At 63.5% G+C, this 13555-nt stretch carries 10 protein-coding genes; 8 read left to right on the top strand and 2 right to left on the bottom strand.

Annotated features, from left to right (window positions below; translation table 11 throughout):
- Positions 1-787: NADPH:quinone oxidoreductase family protein (locus tag P1U55_RS07170; RefSeq protein WP_301046854.1), on the bottom strand; the 787-nt coding region annotated here is incomplete at its 3' end.
- 312 nt (positions 788-1099) lie between these two features.
- Here P1U55_RS07170 and P1U55_RS07175 point away from each other — a divergent pair.
- The 4 genes from P1U55_RS07175 to P1U55_RS07190 all read left to right on the top strand — a co-directional run bounded on the left by P1U55_RS07175 (position 1100) and on the right by P1U55_RS07190 (position 4276).
- On the top strand, positions 1100-1489 hold the full coding sequence (locus P1U55_RS07175; RefSeq protein WP_301046855.1) for a helix-turn-helix transcriptional regulator: 390 nt from the start codon (positions 1100-1102) through the stop codon (positions 1487-1489).
- A 99-nt stretch (positions 1490-1588) separates the two neighbouring features.
- Entirely contained in the window at positions 1589-2392 is an 804-nt protein-coding gene (locus P1U55_RS07180) for an inositol monophosphatase family protein (protein WP_301046856.1), read from the top strand.
- Positions 2389-3732, top strand: coding sequence for an 8-oxoguanine deaminase (locus P1U55_RS07185; RefSeq protein ID WP_301046857.1), 1344 nt, complete (start codon positions 2389-2391; stop codon positions 3730-3732). The genes P1U55_RS07180 and P1U55_RS07185 overlap by 4 nt, the downstream gene beginning before the upstream one ends.
- A gap of 112 nt (positions 3733-3844) precedes the next feature.
- Complete coding sequence (locus tag P1U55_RS07190; protein WP_301046858.1) at positions 3845-4276, top strand: CAP domain-containing protein; 432 nt, start codon at positions 3845-3847, stop codon at positions 4274-4276.
- 216 nt (positions 4277-4492) lie between these two features.
- On the opposite strand, the gene guaD is transcribed toward P1U55_RS07190, so the two are convergent.
- Positions 4493-5821, bottom strand: a complete 1329-nt coding sequence (gene guaD, locus P1U55_RS07195; protein WP_301046859.1) for a guanine deaminase — start codon at positions 5819-5821, stop codon at positions 4493-4495.
- A 178-nt stretch (positions 5822-5999) separates the two neighbouring features.
- Here guaD and mgtE point away from each other — a divergent pair, with 178 nt between their 5' ends.
- From mgtE to P1U55_RS07215, 4 genes are all read left to right on the top strand, one after another.
- Positions 6000-7415 carry a magnesium transporter gene (mgtE, locus tag P1U55_RS07200; RefSeq protein ID WP_301046860.1) on the top strand — a complete coding sequence of 472 codons (1416 nt, stop codon included), beginning with the start codon at positions 6000-6002 and terminating at the stop codon, positions 7413-7415.
- Positions 7412-7963 carry a 5-formyltetrahydrofolate cyclo-ligase gene (locus tag P1U55_RS07205; protein ID WP_301046861.1) on the top strand — a complete coding sequence of 184 codons (552 nt, stop codon included), beginning with the start codon at positions 7412-7414 and terminating at the stop codon, positions 7961-7963. The genes mgtE and P1U55_RS07205 overlap by 4 nt, the downstream gene beginning before the upstream one ends.
- A gap of 85 nt (positions 7964-8048) precedes the next feature.
- Positions 8049-9452, top strand: a complete 1404-nt coding sequence (gene murD, locus P1U55_RS07210; RefSeq protein WP_301046862.1) for a UDP-N-acetylmuramoyl-L-alanine--D-glutamate ligase — start codon at positions 8049-8051, stop codon at positions 9450-9452.
- 356 nt (positions 9453-9808) lie between these two features.
- The gene (locus tag P1U55_RS07215; RefSeq protein WP_301046863.1) at positions 9809-13498 is read left to right on the top strand and encodes an Ig-like domain-containing protein; all 3690 of its coding nucleotides are present in this window, start codon (positions 9809-9811) and stop codon (positions 13496-13498) included.
- The last annotated feature ends 57 nt before the right edge of the window (positions 13499-13555 follow it).

Raw genomic sequence — 13555 nt, forward strand, 5'->3', positions numbered from 1 at the left:
AGCCGCCCCAATAAAGCCCCATCACCGTGAGATTTTTCACCAGCAGATGGTTGGCGGCGATCTGCGGCACCTCGCCCGAGGCAAAGCCGATGCTGAGCAGGCGCGCTTCAGGGTTGGCGGCGCGAAAGGCGGCGGTAAACAGATCACCCCCGACCGTATCATAAAGCACATCCACCCCGCCAAGCGCCTTGAGGCGCGCGCGCAGATCCGCCTCTTCCCTGGCGTCGATCAGGTGGGTAGCCCCGGCGGCGCGGGCGATTTCGAGCTTGTCGGCACCGCGGGCAACGGCCACCACTTGCGCCCCCATGCGCGCGCCAAGTTCAACCGCCGTGAGGCCAACGCCGCCCGCCGCCCCCGTCACCACCAGCCGCTCGCCGGGGTGCAGCCGGGCGCGATGCTCCAATGCCAGGTGCGAGGTGCCATAAGCAACCTGGAACGCTGCCGCCGCATCAAAGGGCATGGCTTTGGGGAGCTCCACGCAGCGCTCCGCCGCAAAGCATCCGGCCTCTGCCAGCCCGCCGTGGCCTGCAAACGCGGCCACGCGATCTCCGAGGGCAAGGGATTTTACCCCGTCACCGAGGGCGGTGACGGTTCCGGCCACTTCCATACCGAGGGTGAAGGGGGCTTCGGGCGTGTCTTGATACTTGCCTTCGATCATCAACATATCGGCGAAGTTGAGCCCGCAGGCCGCAATGCTCAGCGCGACCTCGCCGGCTTTGGGCGTGGGGGCGGGCATGGTGACCAACTCGGGGGCGGCCCCGGAGTGGGTGATGCGATAGGCTTTCATGATGTCTCTCCTTTGGCAGACCGAGGGATATATCCCCGTTTTGCACATCGCAACGCGATTGATCTTTGCAAAATGCAATGCAAATTGCCAAGGTGAGTGGTGGGGCGCATGTTCCCGCAGGGGTTGTGCGCGTAAAAGCGGTAATCCATACTCCATGAAACAATTTTTTCGTGGTAAACAAATTTGTAAATCATTGGAATCTATAAGAATCATTAAATATATCACCCGATTGCCCGAAAAAGTGCAGGCCGCGAGGCTGAGTTGGCACGAAAGTTGCTTATTTAAGGGTGAGACTTAGCCTAGGAGCATTTTATGAAGCACCCCGTTGATATTCATGTCGGCAAACGCGTCCGTCATCGCCGTTGGATGGTGGGCATGACCCAGCAGCAACTCGCCGAGAAGGTTGGGATCAAATTTCAGCAGATCCAGAAATACGAAACCGGGATGAACCGCGTCAGCGCCTCCCGGCTTTGGGACATTGCGAACGCGCTTGAGGTGCCGATCTCGTTTTTCTTCGAGGGTGTGCGCGAGAAGATGCCCGAGGTGGCGCGGGCCGAAGCCGCCGAAGAGGGGGCAGGCGTGCCGGGCGATATCCTGGGCGACCGCGAGGCGCTGGAGCTTGTGCGCTCTTACTATGCGATCCCTGAAAGCCAGCGTAAGCGGCTGTTTGATCTGGCGCGCGTGCTGTCTGACGCAAGCTGAGGCACCGCCATTTGATGATTTGAAAGCGCCTCGGGGACGGGGCGCTTTTTTGTTGGCGCACATTGCTTTATTCCAGCGGGCAAGCAATAGGAGGCGCCGATGGGCCGGGATGCGATCACAGAGACGGAACGTGCGGCGATCCGCACCTGCGGGGCCGAAATGGCCGAGGCCGCTCGCGCGGCGATCCTGCCCCACTTTCGCCAGCCTCTGGTGCCTGAAAACAAGGACGGGCAGGGCGGATTTGATCCGGTCACACTGGCCGACCGGGCCGCAGAGCAGGCGATCCGCGAGGTGCTGGCGCAGCGGCGGCCCGAAGATGGCATCATCGGTGAGGAATATGGCCGCACGCCCGGAACGTCGGGGCTGGATTGGATCATTGATCCGATTGACGGCACCCGCGCCTTCATTTCCGGCAGCACCAGCTGGGGTGTTTTGATCGCGCTGGCCGATGAGAACGGTCCGTTTTATGGGATAATTGACCAGCCCTATATTGCAGAGCGGTTTGAAGGCGGGCTGGGCGTGGCGGCGCTGACCGGGCCGCGCGGGCAGACCCCGCTGAAGGTGCGGGATGTGGTTGATCTGGCGGAGGCGACGCTGTTCACAACCTTCCCGGAGGTGGGCACCGAGGCGGACGGGGCGGCGTTTCGCCGGGTCAGCCAGCAGGTGAGGCTCACCCGCTACGGGCTAGATTGCTATGCCTATGCGCTGCTTGCGCTGGGCCAGATTGATCTGGTGATCGAGGCGCAGTTGCAAAGCTATGACATCGCCGCACCCATCGCGGTGATCGAAGCCGCAGGCGGGGTAGTGACGGATTGGGAGGGCGGCCCGGTGCATGAAGGCGGGCGGGCGCTGGCAGCGGCAACGCCAGAGTTGCATCGCGCCGCGATGGAGCTTCTTGCGTGAGTGATCTGCTGATCCGCGGCGGCCATGTGCTGACGATGGATGACCAGGCCCGCGAACATGGCGCAGCGGATATTCGTGTTTCGGGCGGGGTGATCACCGAGGTCGGGCAGGGGCTTTCGCCCGAGGGGGCCGAGGTGATCGCCGCAGAGGGCTGCCTTGTCACGCCGGGTTTGGTGAACACCCATCATCATATGTTTCAATCGTTGACCCGCGCGGTGCCCGCCGGGCAGGATGCGCTGCTGTTTGGCTGGCTTCAAACGCTTTACCCCATCTGGGCGCGGATGACGCCACAGGATATTCGCCTGTCGGCAACGCTGGCCTGCACTGAGCTTGCGCTCTCGGGCTGCACGATGAGCTCGGACCATCTATACCTGTTCCCGAACGGCGCGAAGCTGGAAGACAGCATTGAGGGCGCGGGCGAGGTTGGAATCCGTTTTCTGGCGACGCGTGGGGCAATGTCGATCGGGGAGAGCGATGGTGGGTTGCCGCCCGATAGTCTTGTGGAAGACGAGGCGTCGATTCTGGCCGATTGCGAGCGGCTGGTTGATGGCTTTCACGACGCCGGGCCAGACGCGATGGTGCAGGTTGGCATTGCCCCATGCTCGCCGTTCTCGGTGAGCCGGGAGTTGATGCGCGATGCGGCGTTGCTGGCGCGCGAAAAGGGTGTGCGGCTGCATACCCATCTGGCGGAAAACGCGGAAGACATCGCCTACTCACAGGAAAACTTCGGCTGCCGCCCCGGCCAATATGCCCAAGATCTGGGCTGGGTCGGAGATGACGTGTGGCATGCCCATTGTGTGAAGCTGGACGGCGATGAGATTGATCTGTTTGCGCGCACCAAAACCGGCGTGGCCCATTGCCCCTGCTCCAATTGCAGGCTCGGCTCGGGCATTGCGCCAGTGCGCACGCTGGTTGATGCGGGTGTGCCAGTGGGGCTGGGGGTGGATGGATCGGCCTCCAACGATGCGGGCAATCTGGTGGATGAGGCCCGCCAGGCGCTGCTGATGGCACGGGTGCGTAACGGGGCCGATGCGATGAGCGCCCGTGAAGCGCTGCGGATTGCCACGCGGGGCGGCGCCGAGGTGCTGGGGCGCGGCGATCATCTGGGCCAGATCGCGCCGGGGTTTCGCGCCGATCTCGCGCTGTGGGACATGACGGCCATCGAGGCGGCGGGCAATTGGGACCGCGCCGCGCTGCTGCTCGCGGGGCCGCGCCGGGTGCGCGATTTGTTCGTTGAAGGGCGGTCTGTTGTGCGCGAGGGGCAGATGGTGGCAGTTGATGTAAACGCTTTGGCCGCGAAGGCGGCAGAGGCAACGGTGCGGCTGGCAAGGCGTGACTGAACGGGGTGACTGGATAAGCCATGGCCCGCCGAAACCGACGGGCCATGGCAGGTTTTGGTTGACCCTGCGTCAGTTTCGCCGCTTTCATGGCGCACCGAGCGGGAGGCTTGCAATGAAACACCTGTTTATCGCCGCGCTACTGGGGATGCTGTGCAGCGCCCCGGTCATGGCGGCATCGGAGCTTGAAGCGCAGTTCGCAAAGGCCCTCAATGATTACCGCGCAAGCAAGGGGCGGGCGGCTTTGAGTGCTTCTCCCAAGTTGATGCGCGCCGCGCAGTCGCACGCCACGGATATGGCGCGGCACGGCTATTTCTCGCACAAGGGGCGCGATGGGTCATCCAGCAACGTGCGGATCAAACGGCAGGGCTGCTCGGGCAGAACGGCGGAAAATATCGCCGGGGGCTATTCATCCCCCAGCGCGTTGATGCGGGGGTGGATGGGCTCAAAACAGCATAAATCCAACATGTTGCGCAGTGACGTTCACCATTTTGGCATTGCACGGGCAGGGGATATCTGGGTGCTGGTTTTGGCGGGAAAGTGCTGAGGGCAGGTGTGCCTGGCCTCTGCGTGGCACTGGCGGGCTGAACGATTGCGCCAAGGGGACTTTGCGCCAACGGTTTCGGTGGCCTCGTAGAGCCGCGCCGACGACATGGTGGTGCGCGGATACATCAGCCACCGGGGGCGTGACGGGCGCGGCACGGCGGGAAGGTCTTGGGGGCTGCTGATGGCCGAGTCGGTGCCTTGCCCGCAGGCGCAAGGCCTAGCGGCGGTTGACGCCCGCAACCCACACGGCCTTCACCGCGCGGTCATCGCCCATCATCATGGTGGGAAAGAGCGCTTCCCAGATGTCTTCGGCGCGGGCGGCGCGCTGGGCGATGGCGGGGGTTGAGGCGAGGTTGAGGGCGATCACATCGGCGGCGGTGCCGGGCTCGAGCGTGCCGATCTCGCCCTCCATCCGCAGCGCCTTGGCCGCACCGGCGGTGGCGAGCCACAACAGGTGCGCGGGGTGCAGCGGGGCGCCATTGAGCTGGCTCATTTCGTAGGCCGAGGCCATGGAGCGCAGCATGGAAAAAGAGGAGCCGCCGCCGGTATCGGTGGCCAGCCCGATGGGGATACGCTGATGGGCCAGGCCCATCGCATCAAACACGCCGGAGCCGATGAAGGTGTTGGAGGTGGGGCAATGCACCACCGCCGAGCCGCTTTCAGCCAGCCGCGCCCGCTCCCGCGCGGTGAGGTGGATGGCATGGCCAAACAGCGCACCGGGGCCAACGAGGCCAAAGCGCTCATAAACGGCGAGGTAGTCTTCATCCTTGGGGAAGAGATCGGCCACCCAAGCCAGCTCTTCGATCTGTTCGGAGAGGTGGGTTTGCATCGGGCAATCAGGGTGTTCGGCCCAGAGCGCACCCATCACCTCAAGCTGTTCGGGGGTTGAGGTGGGGGCAAAGCGCGGGGTGATCGCATAGCGGGCGCGCCCCTGACGATGCCAGCCTTTGATCAGTGCGGCACTTTCATCATAGGCGCGTTGGGGGGTGTCGAGCAGATCAGGCGGGCCGTTGCGGTCCATCGCGACCTTGCCAGCAACCACGGCCATTCCGCGCGCCTGGGCGGCCTGAAACAGCGCTGTCACGCTTTCGGGGTGCGAGGTGCAAAAGCTGGAGAGCGAGGTGGTGCCATGGGCCAGCGCCAGATCAAGGTGCCGCCCGGCGATGGTGGCGGCATAGACCGGATCGCCAAAGCGGCACTCCTCGGGGAAGGTATAGCCATTCAGCCAATCAATCAGCCGCTTGCCCCATGAGGCGATGATCCCGGTTTGCGGGGTGTGGCAATGCGCGTCGATGAAGCCCGGCAGCAGCAGCGCGGCGCCATAATCAACCCGCCGGGCAGATGGGTACGCCTGGGTCAGCTGCGAGGCTGGCCCGATCTCTACAATTCGGCCACCGCGCAGCAGGATGCCGCCGCGTGACAGGTGGCGGGCCGCGCTTTCGGGGGGCGATGTGAAGGGATCGGCGGTGAAGTCGACGATCTGCCCCAAGAGCAGGGTCTCGGGCCCGTGGGCAGGCGCGGGCGCGGGGGGCTTGGCGGATGACATGGGAGAACCCTAAGCCCCCGCTCGGCTTGGGTAAATGCCTCGATTGCACCGGGCGTGCCGAAGCCGCGAAAAATTCACGCCCGATGCACGTTGCGAGGGCCTTTCTGCACTGCCGCGTCTTGCGCCGGACAGGGCGATCAATATGGTATGCGCAACTCCCAGCCCAAAGGATGGCCCGATGAGCGAACACGACAGCACCGAAGACGCCGTCGCGGCAGAAGCCGAGGCCAAGGATGAGGCAGAGGCGCAGGGCTATTCGCTGGAAGCGCCCTTCGTGCAAGCCGTGCTGGAAGCGGTGTTTGCCGATGATCTGGCCGCCCTGACCGAGCTGCTAGATCCGCTCCACCCCGCCGACATCGCCGACCTTCTGGAGCAGATGAGCGCCGGGCAAAGGCGCGAGTTGCTCTACCTTTGGGGCGAAAACATCGACGGTGAGATCCTATCGGAGCTTGATGAGGGGCTGCGGGAAGACATTATCGCCGCGCTGCCGCAATCGGTGCTGACAGAGGCCGTGCGCGACCTTGAAAGCGACGATGTTGTTGACCTTGTTGAATACCTTGAGGAGGAGCAGCAGGAGGCGATCCTTGACGCGCTTGATGCCTCTGACAGGGCGGCGGTGGAAGAGGCGCTCAGCTACCCAGACGATTCTGCCGGGCGGCTTATGCAGCGCGAGGTTGTCCGGGCGCCCGAGCATTGGGATGTGGGCCAGTGCATTGATTTCATGCGCGCCGAGGGGCAGGAGCTGCCGGAGCAGTTTTACCATGTGGTGCTGGTGGACCCGAGGATGAAGCCCACCGGCTATGTGACCCTTGGCAAGCTGCTTGGCTCGCCGCGAGCGGTGAAGCTGGTTGATATCATCGAAGACAGCTTTCGCACCGTGCCTGTGGATCAGGACGAGGAAGAGGTGGCCTATGCCTTCAACCAGTATCACCTGATCTCGGTGCCGGTGGTGGATACCAATGGTCGTCTGGTGGGGATCATCACCATTGATGACGCCATGTCGGTGCTCGATGAAGAACATGAGGAAGACATTTTGCGCCTTGCCGGGGTGGGCGAAAGCCGGCTTTCGGATACCGCGTGGGAGGCGACAAAGCGGCGCTTCCCGTGGCTGGCGGTCAACCTGGTGACGGCGATCCTCGCCAGCCTTGTGATCGGCCAGTTCGAGGCTGTCATCGCGCAATTGGTGGCGCTGGCGGTGCTCATGCCCATCGTCGCCTCGATGGGTGGAAACGCAGGCACGCAGGCGCTGACAGTGGCGGTGCGCGCGATTGCCACCAAAGACCTCACCGGCTCGAACATGTGGCGGGTGGTGCGCCGGGAATTGGGCGTGGGGGTGATCAACGGGCTGGTCTTTGCGGTGATGATGGGGCTTGTCGGCTGGGCGTGGTTTGGCACGCCGATGCTGGGCGTGGTGCTGGCGCTGGCAATGGTGATCAACCTTGTGGTGGCCGGTCTGGCCGGAATCCTCGTGCCGGTGGTGCTGGAACGGATGAACGTTGACCCGGCGCTTGCCTCTGGCGCCTTCGTGACAACGGTAACGGATGTTGTTGGTTTCTTTGCCTTTCTCGGGTTGGCGACGATGTTGCTGTTATGAGTTTGGCGGACGAAAAGCGCGCGGCGCGCAAGGCGGCGCTGGAGCGGCGTGCGGCGGCCCATGCGGCGGGGGCCGCCGGGGCTGCCGGGCACCTATCAGAGGTGCTGGCGGGGTATCGCGGGGTGCCACTGGCAGGCTACATGTCGATGCGCGACGAAATTGACCCGACCCCAGCCCTGGAGGAGGCCGCCGCGCATGGCCCTGTGGGGCTGCCCTGCATCGCGGAAAAAGCCGCTCCGCTGGTGTTTCGGCTGTGGGAGCCGGGCGACGAACTTGTGCCGGGGCCGTTCAAGACCATGGAACCGCGGGGCAACGAGATGCGCCCCGAAATCCTGATTGTACCGCTGGTCGCCTTCACCCGGCAAGGGTCGCGGCTGGGCTATGGCGGCGGGTTTTATGACCGCACGCTTGCAGCATTGCGTGCCCAGGGGCCGGTGCTGGCGGTGGGCTTTGCCTATGGTGCGCAAGAGGCCGAGAGCCTGCCGCTGGAGCCAACCGATCAACCGCTTGATATGATCGTCACTGAGCGTGAGGTGATCGCGCTATAGGGCTGGCGCGGGTTTGTCGCGCTCTGGATTGCGGCGGCGGGCGCTTGCGTTTACCGATGGGGCCAAACCAATTGGAGAGCGGATCATGATCCCGGTCAGAGGCGTAGAAGGCAAGGTAATGGCGGTGCTCGGGCTGGGGCGGTCTGGCCTGGCGGCGGCGCATGCGTTGCACGCGGGCGGGGCAGAGGTGATTGGCTGGGACGATGGCGAGGGCGGCCGCGCAAGGGCCGAAGAGGCCGGGGTTGAATTGCGTGACCTGACCCGCGCCGATGCGTTTTCAGGGGTGGATTGCCTCATCACCTCCCCCGGCATCCCGCATCTTTACCCGGCGCCGCACCCGGCGATTGCGGCGGCCCTTGTGGCGGGGGTGCCGGTAGATAATGACATTGGCCTCTTCTTTCGCTCTTTCGCCACGCCCGAATGGGATGAGTTTGACGTGATCCCAAAGGTTGTGGCGGTGACGGGATCGAACGGAAAATCGACCACGTCCGCGCTGATCCATCATATCCTCACCGAGTTTGGGCGTCCCGTGCAACTGGCCGGAAACATCGGGCGCGGGGTGCTGGATATTGATCCGCCGCAGGACGGTGGCGTGGTGGTGCTGGAGCTTTCGAGCTACCAGACCGATCTGGCGCGGGCGCTCACCCCGGACATCGCCATTTTCACCAACCTCACTCCGGATCATCTGGATCGCCACGGTGGTGTGGGGGGCTATTTTGCCGCCAAGCGCAGGCTCTTTGCCGAAGGCGGGCCGGATCGTGCGGTGATTGGCGTGGATGAGCCGGAGGGGCGGTTCCTTGCCGGGCAGATGGCCGAGGCACCGAGCGATGATCGGGTGATCCGGGTGAGTGCGGCGGGCAAGCTGAGTGGCGGCGGCTGGAACGTTTTTGCGCGCAAGGGTTTTCTGGCGGAAACGCGCAAGGGGCGGCAGGTTGCCTCGATTGATCTGCGCGGCATTCCGGGCCTGCCGGGCGCGCATAACCACCAGAACGCCTGCGCCGCCTATGCTGCCTGCCGCTCGCTGGGGCTGGCCCCGCGCGAGATTGAGGCGGCGTTTCACAGCTTTGAGGGCCTTCCGCACCGTTCGCAGCGGATTGCCGAGGCCGATGGGGTGGCCTGGGTCAACGACAGCAAGGCCACCAATGTAGATAGCGCGGTGAAGGCGCTTTTGGCCTTTGATCGCATCCGCTGGATTTGCGGCGGGCTGGAAAAGGAAGGCGGGCTGGAGGGGCTGGCTGCGGGCCTTGGCCATGTGGTCAAAGCCTATGTGATCGGGCGCGAGGCGGCAGGCTTTGCCATGCGGCTTGGCCCGCAGGTAGAGGCCGAAGTGTGCGAAACGATGGAGCGGGCGGTGGCGCGCGCGTACGCAGAAGCGCAGCCGGGCGAGGTGGTGCTTTTGGCACCCGCGGCGGCGAGTTTTGATCAATACGACAGCTTCGAAAAGCGCGGTGAGGATTTCGCCGCAAGGGTGCGGGACACATTGTCGTGATCTCCCTTAGGTTGCCGTCGCGTCGCTATTGACCTTGTGCGCGGATGCGAGGCGTGGGCCGGCTAAAGCCCGCCGATCTGCTGTGCAAAACCCCGCTGAGCCAGCTTTTCTGGCCTCTGATAGCCCTGATGGCAACATCTAATACCAGGACTAACGCATTGTAAAAACAGGTTTTTTATCGCGTTGCGGAATGGGGGCGGGAATGCGGCAAGTTTCCGCTTCCAAAAAACGAATCATCCTATATACACTGGCAGGTGGAGTGGTGTGAGCTGCCTGAACACCAAGATGTTGGGTGGCTATCAATATATAAGAAGGCACGAATTGTAGGTGCCGGGTGTTAGTGTGGGGTGGTTGCAATGCGATCTGTTGAGTTTGTAATCCGTGATGGTGCGGGAAATGTTTCCAGGGGTGAATTTGGGGCTGACGGTGTGGGCTCAAGGCTCAACGTCGGAGATGGCCAGCAGGTTTCACTGCATATTGGCCGGTCAGAAATTCAGAGTTATGTGCGCGATGGTGACGACTTGGTTGTCACGCTGGCTGATGGCTCCTCGCTGCGGCTGGCCGGGTATTTTGATGGCGATAACGCTCTCTATATTTCGGAGCGTGGCGAGCTGAACGCGGTAGACCTGACCCAGGGGGCCGACGACGAGCTTTATGCGCTTTACGAACATGAGGCGAGCTGGGGCAAGTGGTCTCCCGCGGATGATCTGATCTATTACGACGAGCCCGAAGTGATGGCCGCGCGGTTTGATGCAGGCGGCCTGCTGGGTGGCTTTGGTGGTGGCATCCTGCCCATCGTTGCGGGTGGTGCGGCTGTTGTGGGTGGGGCCGGTGGCGGCGGCGGTGGCGATGATGCCCCGGTTTATGATGTCACCGTGAATCCCGGCGAATATGTGCTTGGCGGCGATGATATGCCCGAGCCTTCGTTTGAGGTGACCGGCACGGGCGTGCCCGGCGAGAGTGTTACCGTCACCGTGGGTGATGTGGTGCAGGAAACGGTTGTTGGCGAGGATGGCGCGTGGTTCGTGGTTTGCGAAGGCCCGACCCTGCCTGCCGATGGCGATTACGTGGCCGAGGTTGTGACCGCCACGCAGGATGGTGAGGGCGTCACCCTGACAGGCCCGAGCGTTTATATCGACACGGTTGCCCCGGAAGTGACCTTCACCGCTGGCACCCAATCGGTTGGCGATATGTTCAACGGGGAGACCTACGCCGAGGGCGTGACCGTGACCGGCACCTCCGAGCCGGGGGCGACGCTAGTGATCACCATGGGGGATTTCAGCGAAACCATCACCGTGGGCGAGAGCGGCACATGGGAGATCACCTTTGACAGCGCCGCCGCGCCCGAGGGTGAATACGAGAGCGAGATCAGCGTTTACGCCGTGGATGGGATCGGCAACTCGGCCACCTATGGTGATGTCCTCGTGGTGGATACCGTGGTGGACGTGGCGTTTGATGATCTGCCCTTTGGCGGTGACTACACCATCAACGGTGCCGAGGCCGAGGGCACGCTTGCCTTCAGTGGCACCGCGCAGGCCGGGTCGACCGTGGTGTTGACCTTCAATGGCAATGACTACCCCGCCGAGATGAACGCAGATGGCAGCTGGGGCTACAACTTTGCGCCCGGCACCTTCCCCGGTGGCGAATACACCGCCGAGTTTACCGCAACGGCGACCGATGGCGCGGGCAACGTGACCAGCACCACCAGCAGCTGGGCGGTGGACACCGTGACCAACGTCACCCTGACCGCCGGCTTTGCTGGCCCTGACGGCGTGATCAACGCCGACGATGCCACGAACGGCTACACCCTCACCGGCACCACCCAGCCCGGCAACACCGTTGAAGTGCAGATCGGCACCACCGTTTATGCCGCGCAGGTGACGGGCACGGGAAGCTGGACGCTGAACATCCCGGCGAGCGACATTGAGCCGGGGGCTTACCAATCAAACATCACCGTCACCGCAACCGATGCGGCGGGCAACGTGGCAACTGCGGGTGACGTGCTCAATGTGGATACGCTCGGCTTTGTCGCCTTCTCCGGCGCGCCGGTCACGATTGATGATGTGGTCAACGCCGAGGAAGCGGGCGGGGCGGTTTCGCTCACCGGCACCACGCACCCCGGTTCAGATGTGACCATCACCATGAATGGCCAGAGCTACGCCGCCGTTGTGGATGCGGCCGGAAGCTGGACAGTTACCTTCCCCGGTGGCGCCTTCCCCGGTGGCGAGTACGACATGCCGGTGACGGCGACAGCCACCACCGCTGCGGGCAACTCTTCCAGCGCCAACACCCTGGTGGCGGTGGATACCCAAGGCTGGGTGCGGATCTCGGGTGAGCCGGTAACGGCGGACGATGTGATCAATGCCGATGAGGCTTCGGGCGGGGTGACCCTTTCGGGCCTGACCGAGCCGGGCTCTGCCGTGACGGTGCAGCTGGGCGACGCCACCACCAACGCGCTGGTCAGCGCCGATGGCGTCTGGACCGCGACCTTCACCTCGGGGCAGATCCCCGGCGGGCAATATACCGCCCCGGTAACGGTGACGGCCGTTGACGCCGCAGGCAACACCTCCAGCGCCAGCGACACCCTCGCGATCGACACCGAAACCGCCGTTACGGTGGACCTTGCCACCGTGGAAACCGATGGCGTGGTAAACGCCGACGAGGCTTCCGATGGTGTGATCCTGACCGGCACCACCGAGCCGGGCGCAACCGTGCTGGTAACGTTTGCAGGTGTAACCCACCCGGCGACAGTGGCTGCGAACGGCACCTGGACGGCAGAGTTTCTGCCCACCGAAGTGCCGCGCGGCGAGACCATGGCGAGCGTTGAGGTTGTGGCCACCGATGCGGCGGGCAACAGTGCCACCACCGGCGGGCAAGTTGAGATCGACACCGTGATCAACGTCGATATCGCAGGCCCGATTGCCGGCGACGATGTGATCAACTCCACCGAGCAAGGCCAGGGTCTTGTGGTGAACGGCACGGTTGAGCCGGGCTCAACGGTTGTTGTCACCCTCGGGGATGTCTCGAAGGCGGCGACTGTGGCCACCGATGGCAGCTGGTCGGTTGGCTTCATGCCCTACCAGATCCCGGAAGGGGATTACGCCAGCCAGATCAACGCGGTTGCAACGGATTCTGCGGGTAACATGGCCTCCATCGCCTATGATATCGAGGTTGATACCTTCGTTGAGCCGCTGGGTTTTGATGCGCCGGTTGAGGGCGACAACATCGTGAACGCTGAAGAGCAATCGGATGGGATTGTCTTCGCGGGCACGGTTGAGGCGGGCTCCAGCGTGACTGTGACCTTCAACAACACAACCCACACCGCCTCGGTTGATGCCTTCGGCAACTGGAGCGCAGGCTTTACGGCGGCCGAAGTGGGCACGGGCGAGTTCACCGACACGGTCACCCTCAACGCCACCGATGCCGCTGGCAACCTGCGCGAGGAGGAGATGGAGCTTACGGTGGATACGCTGAACCCCGATGCACCCGTTATCCTCAGCTTCTCGGCTGGCGGCACGGGCGTGCGCGATGTGGGCACCGAACTGACCGATGACATCACGCAAATTCAGCAGATCGACGGCAACGGCAATGTTTCGGACGTGGCCTATGACGTTGAGGTTGATGAGCAGTGGGGAGAGATGGTGTTTGACTTCTCGCAGCCCATCCCGACCGGCTCCCACCTTGTGGTGACCGCAGCGGATGAGGCGGGCAACCACGCTGGCACCCTCTTCGTGATGGAAGATCCCGCCAGCGATCTGGTGAACCTTGATAACGCCGGGTTGGAGCAGTTCGACATTCAGGCGATCGACCTTCAGTTCGCTTCGAACGGTGTGGTCGAGATCACCCCGGATCAGCTTGTTGGATTGTCGAGCTTCACCAATGATTTGACGATCCACGGCGGTGACGATGATGCGGTTGTGGCGCAGAATGCCTCGGCCACCGGCGAGACCCGCGAGATCGACGGGGCGCAGTACGATGTATACACCCTCGGTGAGGGCACGTTGATTATTGATCAGGACATTCAGGTGAATCCGACGCTGGTGTGATCCCCCATTGGGATCACGGCAGAACGGATGGTGTATGGAACGAGTGAACGCTCGGGA

The organism is Vannielia sp., assembly GCF_029212645.1.
Classification (GTDB): Bacteria; Pseudomonadota; Alphaproteobacteria; order Rhodobacterales; family Rhodobacteraceae; genus Vannielia.